The organism is Petrotoga mexicana DSM 14811 (assembly GCF_002895565.1).
Classification (GTDB): Bacteria; Thermotogota; Thermotogae; order Petrotogales; family Petrotogaceae; genus Petrotoga; species Petrotoga mexicana.
The window spans coordinates 19,577-35,992 of the sequence record NZ_AZRN01000032.1 but is presented as its reverse complement, the minus strand read 5'-3'; the positions used below and the strand labels follow the sequence as shown (position 1 = coordinate 35,992).

Below are 16,416 nucleotides of genomic sequence, written 5' to 3'. Positions count from 1 at the left end.
ACGGAATTATAGTCGATTAACTCAGTTTTTCTTTCGTTTCCTTAATTTTACTCATTTTTCTTCTTTGCTTTTGCTGGAACTGTATAAGAATAAGACTACCAAAGTAATTACATAAGGTAACATGGAAGTGATTTGTGGTGGAATATTGAAGTTTTGAAGAGTGAAAGTCACACTTTCAAAAAATCCGAACAGTAAAGACATTAAAAGTATTCCTAAAGGACGACCTTTTACCAAGATTATTATAGCCAAAGAGATCCAGCCTCTACCGTTTGACATATTTTCGCTGAAAAGAGTAACATAGCCTAAGGATAAGTATGTTCCAGCCATGGAAGAAAGTATACCTGAAAGTAGTATAGAGGTAAACTTCATTTTATTAGGGTTAATGCCTAAAGATCTTGTTGTTTCTGGATCTTCCCCTGTTGCTCTAAGTCTGAGACCGAATTTCGTGTGAAATATTATAACTTCTAACAACAAGGCTAAAAGTATTGCTACGTAAACAATAAAGGGATGATTGTTCAATATTTGTGAAAGAATAGGAATTTGATTTAAAATAGGTATATCCCAGGTTGGAAGAGATTCTATCCTTGGAGAAATGAAGGCACCTTTTACATCGAAAATGTTCCTTAAAAGATACGTAGTTCCACCCAAAGCGAGCATATTTATACCGATACCAGTTAAGAATTCGTCTGTTTTAAGGGACAATGCAAATGCCGAAAAAATTAGGGCAACAACAGCTCCGGAAATCACTGCAAACAGCATACCCATTGCCCAACTTTGAAAAAGATAGCTTCCCAAAACTCCGAAGAAAGCCCCAATGAGCATCATACCTTCCATAGCGATGTTGAATACGTTAGCATAATAGGTAAAAGTTCCTCCCAGCGCTGCAAGAAGTATAGGAGTTGCACTGCTAAAGCTGTCTCTAATTAGTAAAGAAATTATATCAGTCAGAGGATTTCACCACTCTTTTTGCTTTCAGAGAAGCCTTGATTTTGTCGCTGTAGTAAGATATCGTACTCCTTGTAGCAACAACCAATAAAACGATTATAGCCTGAAGAACCATTGTGAATTCCGAAGGTATTGATACCTCAAATTCCATACCTATGCCACCTGCTTTAAGAAACCCGAAGAATATGGCAAAAACTGACGTTTCAACGACTCCATTACCTCCCACTATGGCAAGCATTACTCCATCCCAACCATAGTTTGCTCCTATACCTTTAATAAACCTATGTTGAGTTCCACCTAGTATCAACAAAGCACCTGCTAAGCCGGAAAGGAACCCTGTGTAAAACATAACCCAGATTAAATTTTCTTCATTTTTACAGCCGCCTATCTTTGAAAAATCATAATTATGTCCCATCATACGCCATTCGTAACCTTTTTTTAGATAAGTCACAACAAAAAATGAAACAAAGACCATAAAAATCGCTATGAAAAAACTGATATTTATTCCGTTTATAGTGGGAAGAAAAAATTCTCTTTTTATCATATGAGTAGCGGGAACATACGATTTTTCATCCAAAAATGGGTAGGTCGCCAAGTACAAAGTCAAGTAATCTGCTATGAAATTCAACATCAAAGTGGTTATAAATTCATCCATTTTGTAATACTTTTTTAGTACACCAGCCAAGCCACCATATAAACCACCAACGATACCTGAAATTATCAAAATAACAAATATCCCCAAGATTCCTGGTATGGGTAGATAGTATCCTAAAAGCGCAGCGGTCAAAGCTCCAACAATTAGTTGTCCAGGTTCTCCAAGGTTCACCACATTTGAACTGAATGCTATTGCTGCAGCCATACCCGTTAATATCAATGGGGTAGCGTTGTTTAAAGTTGAAGAAAGAGAAAACCAGGAAGCTAATCCGTAATTAAATAATGCTCGATAAGCATCGATAGGGGAATTTCCCTGGAGTTTTATCAAAACCGCAGCTGCAAGAAAAGACAAGGCTATACCAATGATTCCTGTTAATATTTTGTTTAAACTTTTCATAGTTTAGCCCCCAACATGTATTCGCCCACTTCTTCTTTTGAGTGAATTTTGGGGTCTAATTCAGCCACTATTTCTCCTTTTCGTACAACGTACAACCTATCGCACATAGATAAAAGTTCATCCAGATCTGCAGAGATCAACAAAATCCCTTTCCCTTTTTCTCTCATTTCGAGGATAACGTTATGAACATATTCAATTGAACCAACATCTAATCCTCTGGTTGGCTGGTCCAAAAGCAAAAACGGCGCATCGAGGCTGAATTCACGCGCAACTATTAATTTCTGCTGATTACCTCCCGAAAGACTTTTAGGAACATCGTTTATACTTCTTGAAAGGATGTTGTATTGCTTGATCAAATCTTTAGCAAATTTTTTAGCCTTTTTCCAATCCATGATATATTTAAATTTTGATAATTTTTCGCCTAAGTGGTGAGTCATTGAAAGATTTTCTGTTAAAATGGCATTCAAAGCTAATCCGTATCTTTTTTTGTCAGCAGGGATATAACTTATTAGTCTTCTTCTTTTTCTGATGGGGAGTTCTGTGATATTTTGATCTTCTATAAATATTTTTCCGTGGTGTGGATAAATTTCACCAATTATTGTTTGTACGATCTCGTATTGACCATTGCCTTCGACACCTGCTAAACCCACTATTTCACCTGATCTAATAACAATATTGATGTTTGACAATAGATTTATCTTTGTTTTATTCGAAGCAACAGTCAAATTTGTACATTTAAAAACCTCTTTACCTGGTTCTTTTGGGACCTTCTTCACAGTGAGCATAACCTCTTTGCCCACCATCATTTTAGCCAATTCGCCTTTTGAAAGGTTATTGTTCTTTAAAGTTGAGATAATTTTTCCCCTTCTCATAACTGTTATGATATCTGAGATTTCCAATACTTCTTCCAATTTATGACTGATAAAAACAATAGTTTTGCCCGTATCTCTAATATTTCTTATCTCTTTGAATAGTTGCTGAGTTTCTTGAGGCGTTAAAACCGCTGTTGGTTCATCAAAAATCAACGTGTCAACCTTTCTGTACAGCAATTTTAGAATCTCCACTTTTTGTTGGGCTGCGACAGAGAGGTTAGAAGTAGTTGCTTGTAGATCTACAGACAGATTAAATTTTTTGGTAATCTCTTCTAACTCATTTAATATTTTTTCTTTATCTAAGAAGCCGAAGTTTTTTGTCTTTTCCAAACCCAAAGCAACGTTCTCGTATACCTTAAAAGAAGGAACGAGCATAAATTCTTGGTGAACCATACCTATACCAAGTTTAATAGCTACATTTGGGTTAGTTATTTTTTGTTCTTGATTATTGATAAAGATCTGACCACTGGATGGAGGCACCATACCGTATAAGATCTTCATCAAAGTACTTTTTCCGGCTCCGTTTTCGCCTATAATAGAGTGAATTTCCCCTTTTTCTAAGGAGAAATTCACTCCTTCCAAGGCTAAAACATCAGGTGGGTATATTTTATATATATTTCTTATTTGTATATATGACATTTAGAACCACCTATGGATAATTATTCTCTATACTCTTTGACCACAATCTTTCCATCCGCAACATCTTTCTGAATCTGTAATATTTTTTCTACAGTTTCTTTCGGAAGAATCTGATATGTGTATTCATCGATTGCCAATCCTATCGCTCCGGCTTTTAACCCGAGTTTGTACAACGTGCCGGGTTCATATCTTCCATCTACTATGTCTCTAAAAACTAGTTCAATAGATTTTCCAACTTCTTTAAGATCGCTGGTGATCACGTGACCTGGGGCAAGACCGTTTTGATTTGAATCTACGCCAATAGCATATTTTCCTTCTTCTTGGGCGGCTTGTAAAACTCCCGATCCTGTTAAACTTGCGATTTGAAATATTACATCCACACCCTGAGAATAAAGTTGTAAAGCGGCTTGTTTTCCTTTTGCAGGGTCATCCCAACTTCCCACGTATATCGTTCTTACTTCAATTTCCGGATCTATGTAATGTGCCCCTTGTTCATAACCATATACAAAGGATCTGATGACTATATCGTCATCTCCGCCTACTGCCCCTATTAGTTTTTGGGGATTTATTCCTTCCAATTCCGTCATTGTTGTAACGATACCTGCTACAACCCCAGCCATGAAAGCCCCTTCCTCTTCAATGTAATCAATGTTTGATATTATACCCTGTTCATCTTCGACTACGGTGTCAATATTTACGAATACCTTATTGGGAAATTGTGCGGCTATGGTTTTTAATTCTTCTTCAAAACCGTAAGAGATTACGAATACAACATCTGCCCAATTTGCAGCTGTAAGTAAACTTGGATAATAGAGTGAGGGATCAAAATTGCATTCAATTACCCTTGTTTGAACCCCGTAATCATTCTCCAGTTGTTTTATGCCAGCATAACCAGAGTCATAAAAGGATTGATCCCCAAGGGAACCGTTTATTACGTATGCTACCTTTTGTGGTGCTGCTAAAACTGTGAAAGAAAAGAGAATAATAATGAACACAAAAAACGAGAATCTTTTCATATTTTACACCTCCCCATACGATTTATTATACTATTTTTATGAACTTTGCAATCTACGTTAGCGCCCTTCGCCCCGCTCCCCACCCATAATCTTTAAGGGACTTGGCCCCTTAAGAACCCCAAGTTCAAGATCAAAATCATTTAAAAACATTGTTTGCTCACTGCGGCAAACAGGGCTCCGCCGTGTACCCCTTTTAAAGTCAAAATCTTATTTTTGAAAATCTTTTTATTGCTAAAGTGTTCACGATTTATTAATACCATTTTGGGTGCTTAATTGAAAAGTCCATTGGGCTAAAGTGGAAATTTGGATCTTTGAAAAATCTGGTAAATAGGTTTCCAACGTGTCTTTCAAAGGGTCTGACCAATAAGAAGGAAAATCGTTTGCACCATATATGATACCTAATATCGTACCTACCTCACCAGCATTACAATCAACGTCATAACCGAAAGAAGATACGATCTTCATTGTTTTATCAAAATCTCCTTCTCCAAACCACAGAGAAGTTAAAACAGAGGCGGTATTGGGATACAGATGAACCCAATTATACCTTTGGAAATTGTCCTCTATTTTTCTAAGGACATTGATCCAATCATTATTGGCTTTACAATATTTTACTACATTATCTACGACTTTTTTAAATTCGGTATTTTTTGGAATATAATCCAATGACTTTTCTATTATTTTTCTTGAATCTTTTTCAGAAAAAGCCAAAGATGTCATAACAGCACTATGTATGCCGCCGTATATACCGTTACCACTATGGGATACTTGTGAATCTATAAACGCTAACTTTGCGGCATTATATGGATCGCCAGGTCGCAATAAACCATGAACCATGCATCTCATCTGTGCTCCTATCCATTCTTGAAATGGGTTATTAAAAAATCCTGACTCTGGTGGGAATATTCCTCTTTTAATATTTTCAAGCGCTATCAACTCAGCACTCCATCCAAATGGTATGTACGATATCCAATTTTTTGCTAAATCCTTTGAAGAGATCTTTTCCCCTTGTTCTTCGTAAGTTTTGAGAAAAATTAATTCATAGGTCACATCGTCGTTGATCGTTGAAACCTCACCTATGTAAGTGCCCAATTGTTCAGAATATGTTTCTTCCAACGCATCGTGGGTATATCCTTCAAGTTTGGTCCCCATAGATCCACCTGCAAGTTGGCCTAACCAACCGCCGTGAATCTTGTCTTTTAGATTATCAATATTATTAAATTTTTGCTTAGGAAAAGAGTTAGAGATATCTTCCCATTCCAAAGGTCTATCAAACTTTTCGTATTCGTTATTGTCCAGTGAATCGGCTTTGGAAAGAGAAAAGAAAATTTCTGAGGTTATAGCCTTTAATTTAGAATACTCTTTATTTTCTAATGCTTCGAAGCCTTTATCCAGCAATAACTCCGCTTGGTTTACGGTTTTACCCATATTTTCTAAAGATTGGACTGCACCAACCATGAGAGATTCCTGGGCGTTAGAACCTGGAACTTTTCTATCCCAAAGGGTTACTAATATCTCTTTTGGGAAAACATTCATTTTTTCTACGTCTTCCCATTTTTCAATGTGATCTTTTTTTGGTTTTGCGTTTCTTCTTCTATTAAATTCATTTTCCCATGCCTTCATAATTTTCCCCCTTTCTTGGAACAGGAGGTGCTCTAATGATATAATCATTTTATCACATTAGTCGCTTGGGAGGATGATTAAAAAAATTATGGATGAATTTGTGATTTTAGGCCATAGGGGTTACAGGGCAAAATTTGTCGAAAATACGATCGAAGCTTTTAAAAAAGCCAGAGAATACGGTGCCGATGGTATTGAATATGATTCGAGATTAACTAAAGATGGAACGTTGGTTGTTCTTCATGACGATAGTATTGACAACAAAAAGTTGAAGGAATTAACTTACGAGGAATTAAAACAAATACATTTTAAAAATGGAGAGACCGTTCCAACGGTCGAAGAAGTTATCTTTACTTTAGATGAACAAGCTATTCTTAATTTAGAAATCAAAGAGGTTGAGGCGGCAGTTCCTTCTTACGAAATAACTAAAAGAACGAATGCACTTGATAGAACCCTATTTTCTTCTTTCAAGATTGACGCTTTAAGAAAGGTCAGAAGTCTGGATAAAAGTGCAAAAGTTGGATTACTGGTTGAATATGATACTTTAAAATACGTAGAGGAATTGAATAAGGAGATTGATCTTTATTCTTTGAATCTTTGGATAAAGGCTTTAAAAGATAATATAGAACTTTCTAAAGAGCTCTTGCATAAATGGAAAGAAAAGGGTTTGAAGATATTTTTATGGACGGTCAACGATCCTAAAGATTTACACACATTCAAAGATTTGTATGACGGTATAATTACCGATGAGGTTGAAAAAATAGTAGAGGTAAGGAGACAATTTGCAGAAGAGAAACTTTAGAGATTGATGTGTCGAGGTATGGGGATGTTGTATGGTTCTTCTGTTGGTTTTTCATTGTAAAAAGGGCGTGTACACCATGGACATCCCGAGGTTTTTTTAGCTTCTTCCATATCCACCTCAACTTCGGGCAATTTTTGAAGGTTACCTTTTGAATCAAAGAGAAAACTGGCTTTTTCTACGTTGTGTTGTAGAATGATTTCTCTGGCAATCTGGATTTTTCTGTACCTGGATAAAGATGGTGGTAAAAGGTTTTCAAGTTTTGTCCCCTTTATGGGGGTAAAAGAAAATAGACTTACCAATATCTTAAACTTTTTCATTTTTAATAAAAAGTCTACAATGTTTTCGTCAGTTTCTCCCAATCCCACAATTATGTGTGTAGTAATTCGATTGGGGAAATCGTTTGAAACATTTTTGAGCATATTTTCGTAGAATTCGTATTTACCGCCCCTAATTTTTGGAAAAAGGTCCTTGTTTGCTACATCTATGGCTATTCCAACCCTATCAACGTTGTACTTTTTAAACAAGGTTCTAACTTCTTCAATATTTCTTGGCCTTATAGAAACAGAGATAGGTATTTCTTTTTCTTTCAAAAAAGATAATAATTCGTTTAATTCAATCCAGTAATCTAAAGAAGAAACAACTTGGATGCATATACGTTTAAATTTGGTAGGGTTGAAGATACTTTTAAAGGTATCTAAAGACATTTCAGACCATTTGATTCTTGATAGTAGATCCGCGTTACTTTGAGCATTCCTGGCTTGTGCACAATAAGCACAGTTGAAAAGGCACTTTTCACCGATCATGAGATAAGCTGTATAGTTTGGAAAGTCAATTTTTCCTTTTTTTAAGCCGAGTTCTACAGCTGTTGCATACGATAAACGCAAGTTAAGCATTCCTCCATTCACCTATTATTTCGATATATTTGTTATTCTGGGTGTGTTTTCGATGTATACGAAGTCATATCCCTTATATTCAAAAACATGAATAGTTGCTTCCTTTGTTGTTGCCGAAATGGATTGTTTAATTTCATAACTATTTAAAAACTCTTGAGGCGTTAACGCAAAGATTTCTTCCACTTCGCTTATTAGTTCAAAGGCTTCTGTGATTTCCTTTTCCTTCAAATTTCTGTATTCAAGGATCTGATAGGTGTAGTGATATGAAAGCACAGAAAAGACCAACGTTGGAATCATAATGACAAAAGTCAACACAACTTTCAAATTAAAAAGATCCCAGTAGTATAACAATTAAGATTATCAAAAGTATCCCTATTATTGAAAAACCACTTATTATTAGTATATCCAAGGAACTTATTTTTTTATCCGTAGGCATGCTTTTATCTTTTTTCATTTGGTTGTATAAATCGCCGATAATTTTTGTTTCATTTTCATTTTCATCTTTTTCTTGAGACTTTCTTAAAATTTGAAGTCTATTTTGGTCTACTGAAACCTTTAACTCTCTATGAACTACCGCTTTACCCAAAGCCCCATTCCCTAGATCTACTTTTAAAAATATATAGTCGCTTGAAGGAATCAATTCTTTAGATATAATTTTCCCCTCGATTACTTTTCTCGTATTTTTCTCGTCTTCATCCTTATTTTCCATGGGTAAAACTATTATAGGTTCACCTATATCCAATTTAGAAACGGAATAACCTTCTATGGGGTCTATTATTGGATAGATTTCAGTTGCGTCTTTAACGTCTTCTCTGCTTAAATATTCTTTTAAACCTTCTTCTCCTTTCTCTTTTACGGCGGTTATCCAGGTTAGATCTTTATAATCAAATTTCTGAGCTACCAATCTGATTTTTGTATCTCCAGCCCATTCACTTAAAATATCGCTCAAAATTGATTTCAAAACATAAACGTCTTCATCTTCTATGGCCATGAAGATTTTTGTCCCCGTGACCTCAGATTTCATTTTTTTTAGCGTACTGTAAAAGTAGGCTTTGAACTGTGATATAAGGTTATTATTTTTTTCTTTAGACAGTTGATAATAAAGCATATCGATGTCTGATTTGAAATCAAGATAGTCTTTTGTAATATCCGGAAGGTTTACTTCTTTAAGCTGAGCCCTAGCTAACAACAGCACATTAAAATAAGGGGTTTGAGCTTTTTTACCAAACATATATCCCACATATGTTTCACCGGTTAAATTTGAAGTTGCTAGAAATTTTAATGCATAAAAGTCCATTTTTTATCCCCTTTTATTTAACATGCGTTTTTCTTAAAAATTCTTTTGCTTACTTGATTATTCCTTCCCCACTGTTTATTTCTTGCACATCATAATCATTTAAATCTACCTCGTTGTCTATGACACAATTTTTCCCTATTGTCATCTTGTTTTTTAGCTTCGAGTTGAAGCCTATTACAGTTATATCTGAATTATAGATCTTTTTATCGATTTTAGATTCCGCGAATTTACCTTTTCCTATCTCAACCGACTCACCGATAATAGTATTTTCAGCAACAATCGCTTTTTCTATATACGCATTTTTGCCGATAAATACATTATTCATTATAATGGAATCTTTTACATAAGTTCCCTCTGAAACGGTTACACCTTGAAAAATCACTGAATTTTCAACCGTTCCGTATATTTCTGAACCTTCGCTAACAAAGCTTTTTAACACGCTGGAACCTTTTGCGATGAAAGCAGGGGGTAACTCTTCAGATTGAGTGTATATCTTCCAATTTTCATCGTGAAGGTCCAACGGAGGCAGGGGAGAAATTATCTCAAGATTACAGTCAAGATAAGATTCTATCGTTCCAACGTCTCTCCAATAACCTTCAAAATTGAAAGCATACAGTTGAGAATTTTCTTCCAGTGCTTTGGGAATTATATTTTTTCCAAAATCATGTTCAGAAGTATTATCTTGGGCATCTCTAATGAGGGCATCTTTTAGAAAGTTCCATTTAAATACATATATTCCCAAAGATGCCAAGGTTCCTCTTGGTTCTTTGGGCTTTTCTTGGAATTCGATTATCCTATTGAAAGGGTCAGTAACCATTATACCAAATCTATGTGCCTCACTTACTGGTACTTCCATACACGCTATCGTACCATCGGCATCTTTTTCTATGTGATAGTCTATTATATCGTTATAATCCATTTTATATACATGATCCCCTGACAATAATAACACAAAATCAGGTTTATACCTTTCTATAAATTCGATGTTTTGATAAACCGCATCGGCTGTTCCTTGGTACCACGAAGTTCCTGACCTACTTAAATAAGGAGGCAAAATATGTAAACCTCCGCCTTTTATATCCAAGTCCCACGGTTTACCTATACCTAAATGTTCTACCAACCTATGTGGCATGTATTGAGTAACAACACCTACGGTGTTTATATTTGAATTAACGCAGTTGCTTAAAGTGAAATCGATCATACGATATTTCCCACCGAAGGGTACGGCAGGCTTTGCTAAATTGTTTGTAATTACCCCAAGTCTTGTTCCTTGACCTCCAGCTAAAATAATAGCTAAAACACGCATTTCAATGCCTCCTTCTATAGAACGGCCCCTTTTTCTATAACATTGATCTCGTTTCCTATTCCTTCCAACTTTTTCCCAGATCTTATCCTTACGTTTTTATCAATTATGGTCTTTCTAATTACGCTTCCTTCCTCTAAATAACTTCCTTGTAATACTATACAATCTTCTATTACAGAGCCTGCTCCAATGTACACATCCCTAGAAAGCACGGAATTTCTAACAACTCCATTTATTATACAACCATCAGATACAAATGAATTGGAAACCTCAGCGTTAACGTTTATCTTCGGTGGAGCCGAATCTTTTAGCTTTGTGTATATTTTTCTTTCCGGTGAATAAAATAATTCATTTCTAACCTCTTCTTTTAATATATCCATATTAGTATTATAATAATCTTCTACAGATTTTTTAATATTTTTCCAATAACCATCAAACTCGTAAGAAAAAACTCTCATCCTGGATAAGTTGGGTATGATTATATCCTTTAAAAGATCGAATTTTCCGTTTGGTACGTTGGCATATAGGATTTCCATCAAAAATGCTTTGTTTATAAAATAAACGCCCAAAAAAATCTTATTAGAGCGATATTCAGAGTCTTTTTCATAGATTCGTGTGATTTTGTTATTTTCATCTGTAATGACTTGTCCGTATTGACTAAAATTTATTCTATCTTCTACAGTTTTTGTTAGCAAAGTAACATCTGCACCGTTTTTTACATGGTATTTGAAAAGGGGTCTAAAATCCATATTGTATATATGATCTCCAGAACCGATTAAAACAAAATCTTCGTATGATCTTCTCAAAAAGGTTAAATTCTGGAATATTGCATCTGCTGTTCCTTCATAGTACATTTTGCGGCTTTGAGGGCTTATAAATGGTTGAAGTATGAATAATCCCCCTCTTTTTCTATCTAAGTTCCATTCTTTACCGCTTCCCAAATGGTCCATTAAAGATCTGGGATTGTATTGAGTAAACACGCCTACGTTTGTGATACCAGAATTTACCATATTGCTTAACGTAAAATCTATCGCTCTGTACTTACCAAAAACAGGAACAGCTGCGCTAGTCCTTTTTAACGTTAGTTTATCTAAATTGTCTTTAGTAGACCCTGAAAGTATAAGACCTGCAACCCTCATAAATCTCACCTCTTCAAAAATTACAATTCGTTTTCAAAACCACATAGATATTCAAAAATCTCATTTTCTTCAAAGAAAATTCCCCACTCTTGTTCCGCACTTTGAACCGAATCTGAAGCATGTACAATATTTTTTCTGACACTTATCCCAAATTCTCCACGAATACTTCCTGCTTGAGCTTTTAGAGGATCTGTTTCACCGTTTATGCTTCTAACAGCTTCAATAACTCTTGGACCTTCTAAAATCATAACGACCACAGGTCCAGATAATATGAATTCTATCAAAGGTTGATAAAAATCCTTACCTTGGTGTACTTTGTAGAGCTCTTCAGCTTGTTCTTTTTTCATCTTTATCATTTTCATGGCGACAACTTTTAGTCCTTTTTGCTCATATCTTTTGATTATTTCACCAATTAGTCCTCTTTTAATCGCGTTGGGTTTTATCATCACAAATGCTTTTTCCGCCAAATTAAAATCTCCCTTCATTCTTCCTTTAAAGATTCTACGATATTTAAGCTCGCTGCTCGTCTTGATGCGATATAACTGAAAAAAATAGATACAAAGCTGTTTATTAAAAAAGCTATCAAAAAAGAGCTGGCTGTTATCTTAATGGGTAAATATTCCACATAAAAGAGTCCTTCGGGTAATGGTATCTTTAAAATAATTAGAAACCAGCATGTTAAAATGCCCGCGATAACTCCAAGTACAAATCCTACTAGAGATATTAAAAAAGTTTCTAAGATAAAAATAGTAGATACTTGTCTTCTTTGAAAACCAAGAGCCCTTAAAATAGCTATCTCTTTCTTTCTAGTAAAGACAGAGAAAGAAACAGAGTTTGATATACTGAAACCAGAAATCAGCAGAATGAAAAAAGTTATCGTAAAAGCTATCAAGCTATCAAACTGAACAGCCTTAGCCAAAGTTTCGTTGGACTCTTCCCAAGTGAGCGCAGAGTAACCAGAAAGATATTTTTCTTTAAATTGTTGAGCCTTATTTGGATTTTTTAAAAAAATACCAGTATACTCTTTTGAATTCGAATTTTGAGACAATATGAAGGTTGAATCGTACGAATATACCCCAGAATCGAATATTCCCGTAACTTTACTTTCTTGGAAAATCGGCAATAGTCCTTTTGTTCTCACAGTTATTATGGTATCACCAATTTCAACATTGAGATTATTCGCTAATTTATTTCCTAATATAAGGCCTTCGGTACCGCTTTCCTCATTTACAAATCCTTCATAGATTGATAGATCATCCAATTCCATAAGTTGAGAGAAGGCAATTTTAGATTGGTTTATAACCGCAACAGGGATGATGTTAAAATTTACAATTTTGTCTATTTCTGATGAGTTTTGAGCATAATTTCCTCTAACAACGAGATGAGGATAAAAATTAGTTATTGAATCTATTAATAAGCTATCGAAACCATTTATTATTGAGGTAACTACTATGATACCCCATACTCCTATTATCATAGCGATGAGAGAGAATTTAAAGTTTTTTTTCGACCTTGTGAAAAAAGAAATAGTCAGAAGGAAAACCGGACTATTTCTTTTACCACCTTTCATTAAGAACCACCACTGCGTCGTAACCCGTTGGATCAATCAAGTTTTCTGAAATAAAATCTATCAACTGAAAATATTTGTACTTATCTTCTATTTCGATGAAATTTGTTCCGAATGTTTCTTTCAAATCTACCTTTATCTTTTCCTTAGTTTCTTCTTCAACGTTCCTAAAAAAAACATATGAATACTGGTCACTTAAACCATCAAAGGTTTCATCCAAAACCTTAATCTGATATCCCGGTTTTTTCCATACGTCAAAAACATAGGTATAAAAATTATACAACTTGCTGGAAAAATTTTTAGTGATGAGTATTTTTGATTTATCGTTGCTTTGATCAGAATATGTTTCAAAGGTTTTCAACTTGTATTGAATTTGGGATATTTTACTTTCATCAACAACTACATAACTATCTTTGATTAGATAGGGAAATGAGATAAATTCCATCTGGGCATTTTTCACTTGGTTATACAGGAAAAGTAGATCTTTAATTTCAAAAGAATTAATGGTGTCAGATAAACCTATATTTACTGCTTCAAGGAGTTTATTTATGCCAGCCGATTTGACTTCGTTCAATAAAGCCAATACAGCATTTTTTTGACGTTCTATTCTTCCTAAATCACCGGATGTATCTCGATATCTTACATAATACAACAATTCTTCACCATTTAACTTATTATACCCTTTTTTAAAATCTATATGTAAATTTTGATGGTAATCTGAATAACTCATATCAGATTCTATGTATATATCTATTGGAGCAAATAAGTCACCAATACTTTTAAATATAGAATAATCAAAAATTATGTAATCTGAAATCTGAACACCGCTTAATTTTTCGACCTCTTCTTTGAGCCTGTCTATACCGTAAATTTGATAAACAGAGTTAATTCTTCTTTCAGTTTGGTCGATGCTAATCAAAAGATCTCTTGGTATGGGTAGAAAAATGATCTTCCCTTTATCGATTCCCCCTAAGATTATCACATCTGTTCTGGTTGAACTTTCAATATTTTCATCTCTTCCTAGAACCAAAAAATAGTAAGGAAATTCTATGGGGGATCGATCTAATTGAATATTCTTACCTAAAGGTATTATAAAACTGAGTATCAAAAAAATCAGAAAGATAAAAGATAAAATTCTTAAAATATGTATTTTCAAATAATAATCACTCCACGATCTCTTTGATCCTTTCAAAAGCATCTACATTGGCGTATTTTCGTTCGATTGTTTGATTTGCTATATTGATTTGAAGAGGTTCATTTAAAAGGAGTGGAACTGTTAATTTATCGTAATTGGTAATAGAATACTTTGAAAAGCCATTAATGAGGGCATAAACCCCTTCTTCGTCCAAATTTGTGGACCTATCGTAATTTTTTACTATATCCACGTACCCCCCCAAACCGAAAACTTGCCAAAATCTCATCTCACTATTCTTCAAAGCGTCAAAAACTCCATCGATGCCTTTTAAGTTGCTGCCACCTAATTTGCTTATAAACTCGTTGGCAACTTCATCATTTAGGTAGAAATAGTAATTAAAATTCGAGTTAAGATCAAACAACTCCAAAAAATCATTTGTAACTTTATCTAAATTTTCAGAAGATAAAGTAATATAAGACTCCGGAAAGGTAGTTCCATCCTCTACTTTAACTATCATTATCTTCCTGTTGTCGTTCAGAACCCTTATAAAATATAACTCATTGTCATAAGATACCGTATAGGTTATCTTGTTGGATGTGGCTACAGGATTGTTGACGAACTGGTTGTATCTATAAAACATGAATCCTAAAAAAGCCACTAATATAGCGATAATTATTATCAAAATAAGCCATATTCTTCTGCCTCTTTTTCTTTTTCCTCCAACATACACATTTGCCACAAAACGCACCTCCAACCTGCGAATTCCTTAAATAATTTAGAAATTGAAAAACATCGATGAGAGATGCTCTAAATGAGCATCTCTCAAACATTTTATTTGTTGGCTAAAAAATCACTTAAAACTTCTTCCAAATTGGGTTTACCAATTTCTTGTAACTCGTAAGTTACCCTAACTGTAGGTTTTTTTATGTTCATAATCCTTGTTAGATCAATTGGTGTACCTATAACCACAACTTCGGCATCGGATTTATTTATGCTTTCTTCCAGTTCTTTTATCTGTTTTTTTCCATAACCCATCGCGGGAAGTATTTTATCAAGATGGGTGTATTTCTTGTAAGTATTTACTATTGAACCAACTGCATAAGGCCTTGGATCAATTATTTCAGAGGCTCCAAATTTTTTGGCAGCTATGAAACCAGCTCCATAGGTCATTTCTCCGTGAGTTAAGGTGGGCCCATCTTCAATAACAAGGCATCTCTTCCCTCTTATGATGGAAGGATTTTTAACGAATAAAGGAGATGCGGCATCAATAACTGTAGCGTTTGGATTCCATTTTTCTATATTTGCTCTTGCTTTTTCAATGCCTTCCAATGTTGCTGTTTCTTCTTTATTGATAACTAGAACATCTGCCATAATAAGATTCGTCATTCCAGGGAAATAGGATACCTCATGACCGGCTCTGTGTGGATCGACTACAACGATAGATAAATCGGGTTTATAGAATGAAAAATCGTTGTTTCCACCATCCCATAATATAACATCGGGATTTTCTTCTTCCGCCTGTCTCAATATCTCTTCATAATCAACACCTGCATAGATAACAGAGTTCCTATCTATATGAGGTTCATACTCCTCTCTTTCTTCAATTGTACATTCGTGTCTATCTAGATCTTCGTAAGTGGCAAACCTTTGTACCTTTTGCTTTACCAGGTTTCCATATGGCATTGGGTGTCTGATTGAAACTACTTTCAAACCTTTATTTTTTAGAATATCCAAAACTCTCCTCGTTGTTTGACTTTTCCCTGAGCCGGTTCTAACGGCACAAATCGAGATAATAGGTTTTTTGGATTTCAACATAGAATTATTCGGGCCCAGAAGTTTAAAATCTGCTCCACTCGCAAGCACTAAAGAAGCCTTTTCCATTACGTATGAAAAGGGCAAATCGCTGTAGGATAACACTACTTCGTCGATGTTGTTTTCTTTGATAAGATTGACTAAATTTGCTTCTGATTCTATGGGTATCCCATTGGGATACAACTCTCCAGCGAGTTCTTTGGGGTAAAGCCTTCCTTCGATATCAGGAATTTGTGTGGCTGTGAAACAAACAACTTCGTAGTCAGGATTATCGCGATAATAAACGTTGAAATTATGAAAATCTCTACCTGCTGCTCCCATTATC

16 protein-coding genes are annotated in these 16,416 nt (G+C 34.8%); 1 reads left to right on the top strand and 15 read right to left on the bottom strand.

Going from position 1 to position 16,416, the window contains the following annotated elements:
• Nucleotides 1–51: 51 nt before the first annotated feature.
• The 5 genes from X927_RS06935 to X927_RS06915 form a co-directional block, all read right to left on the bottom strand.
• Nucleotides 52–924 carry an ABC transporter permease gene (locus X927_RS06935; protein ID WP_103077365.1) on the bottom strand — a complete coding sequence of 291 codons (873 nt, stop codon included), beginning with the start codon at nucleotides 922–924 and terminating at the stop codon, nucleotides 52–54.
• A gap of 16 nt (nucleotides 925–940) precedes the next feature.
• Complete coding sequence (locus X927_RS06930; protein ID WP_103077364.1) at nucleotides 941–1,996, bottom strand: ABC transporter permease; 1,056 nt, start codon at nucleotides 1,994–1,996, stop codon at nucleotides 941–943.
• Nucleotides 1,993–3,507 carry an ABC transporter ATP-binding protein gene (locus X927_RS06925; RefSeq protein WP_103077363.1) on the bottom strand — a complete coding sequence of 505 codons (1,515 nt, stop codon included), beginning with the start codon at nucleotides 3,505–3,507 and terminating at the stop codon, nucleotides 1,993–1,995. The genes X927_RS06930 and X927_RS06925 overlap by 4 nt, the downstream gene beginning before the upstream one ends.
• 20 nt (nucleotides 3,508–3,527) lie before the next feature.
• Nucleotides 3,528–4,523, bottom strand: coding sequence for a BMP family ABC transporter substrate-binding protein (locus X927_RS06920; RefSeq protein ID WP_103077362.1), 996 nt, complete (start codon nucleotides 4,521–4,523; stop codon nucleotides 3,528–3,530).
• A 240-nt stretch (nucleotides 4,524–4,763) separates the two neighbouring features.
• Complete coding sequence (locus X927_RS06915) at nucleotides 4,764–6,146, bottom strand: ADP-ribosylglycohydrolase family protein (RefSeq protein WP_103077361.1); 1,383 nt, start codon at nucleotides 6,144–6,146, stop codon at nucleotides 4,764–4,766.
• Nucleotides 6,147–6,234: 88 nt separating this feature from the next.
• Here X927_RS06915 and X927_RS06910 point away from each other — a divergent pair, with 88 nt between their 5' ends.
• Complete coding sequence (locus tag X927_RS06910; RefSeq protein WP_169925187.1) at nucleotides 6,235–6,945, top strand: glycerophosphodiester phosphodiesterase family protein; 711 nt, start codon at nucleotides 6,235–6,237, stop codon at nucleotides 6,943–6,945.
• Here the strand turns inward: X927_RS06910 and lipS2 are convergent.
• The 10 genes from lipS2 to X927_RS06860 form a co-directional block, all read right to left on the bottom strand.
• Nucleotides 6,942–7,838 (bottom strand): LipS2 family lipoyl synthase, encoded by an 897-nt coding sequence (gene lipS2, locus X927_RS06905; RefSeq protein WP_245855499.1) that lies wholly within the window; start codon nucleotides 7,836–7,838, stop codon nucleotides 6,942–6,944. The two genes, X927_RS06910 and lipS2, sit on opposite strands and share 4 nt — an antisense overlap.
• 15 nt (nucleotides 7,839–7,853) lie before the next feature.
• Nucleotides 7,854–8,162: a hypothetical protein gene (locus tag X927_RS06900; protein ID WP_103077358.1), complete on the bottom strand. Its 309-nt coding sequence runs from the start codon at nucleotides 8,160–8,162 to the stop codon at nucleotides 7,854–7,856.
• Between the two features lies 1 nt (nucleotide 8,163).
• The gene (locus X927_RS06895) at nucleotides 8,164–9,135 is read right to left on the bottom strand and encodes a DUF4899 domain-containing protein (protein ID WP_103077357.1); all 972 of its coding nucleotides are present in this window, start codon (nucleotides 9,133–9,135) and stop codon (nucleotides 8,164–8,166) included.
• A 49-nt stretch (nucleotides 9,136–9,184) separates the two neighbouring features.
• Nucleotides 9,185–10,441: a glucose-1-phosphate adenylyltransferase gene (locus X927_RS06890; RefSeq protein WP_103077356.1), complete on the bottom strand. Its 1,257-nt coding sequence runs from the start codon at nucleotides 10,439–10,441 to the stop codon at nucleotides 9,185–9,187.
• Nucleotides 10,442–10,455: 14 nt separating this feature from the next.
• Nucleotides 10,456–11,577, bottom strand: a complete 1,122-nt coding sequence (gene glgD / locus X927_RS06885) for a glucose-1-phosphate adenylyltransferase subunit GlgD (protein ID WP_103077355.1) — start codon at nucleotides 11,575–11,577, stop codon at nucleotides 10,456–10,458.
• A 20-nt stretch (nucleotides 11,578–11,597) separates the two neighbouring features.
• Nucleotides 11,598–12,062 carry a nucleoside-diphosphate kinase gene (gene ndk, locus X927_RS06880; RefSeq protein ID WP_103077354.1) on the bottom strand — a complete coding sequence of 155 codons (465 nt, stop codon included), beginning with the start codon at nucleotides 12,060–12,062 and terminating at the stop codon, nucleotides 11,598–11,600.
• On the bottom strand, nucleotides 12,059–13,147 hold the full coding sequence (locus tag X927_RS06875) for an ABC transporter permease (protein ID WP_103077353.1): 1,089 nt from the start codon (nucleotides 13,145–13,147) through the stop codon (nucleotides 12,059–12,061). Before X927_RS06875 ends, ndk begins: the two co-directional genes overlap by 4 nt.
• A complete protein-coding gene (locus X927_RS06870) occupies nucleotides 13,134–14,300 on the bottom strand; it encodes an LCP family protein (RefSeq protein ID WP_169925186.1) in 1,167 nt (388 codons plus the stop codon). The genes X927_RS06875 and X927_RS06870 overlap by 14 nt, the downstream gene beginning before the upstream one ends.
• A 7-nt stretch (nucleotides 14,301–14,307) precedes the next feature.
• Nucleotides 14,308–15,018: a hypothetical protein gene (locus X927_RS06865; protein ID WP_103077351.1), complete on the bottom strand. Its 711-nt coding sequence runs from the start codon at nucleotides 15,016–15,018 to the stop codon at nucleotides 14,308–14,310.
• A 92-nt stretch (nucleotides 15,019–15,110) separates the two neighbouring features.
• Nucleotides 15,111–16,412: a cyclic 2,3-diphosphoglycerate synthase gene (locus X927_RS06860; RefSeq protein ID WP_103077446.1), complete on the bottom strand. Its 1,302-nt coding sequence runs from the start codon at nucleotides 16,410–16,412 to the stop codon at nucleotides 15,111–15,113.
• Between the last annotated feature and the right edge of the window lie 4 nt (nucleotides 16,413–16,416).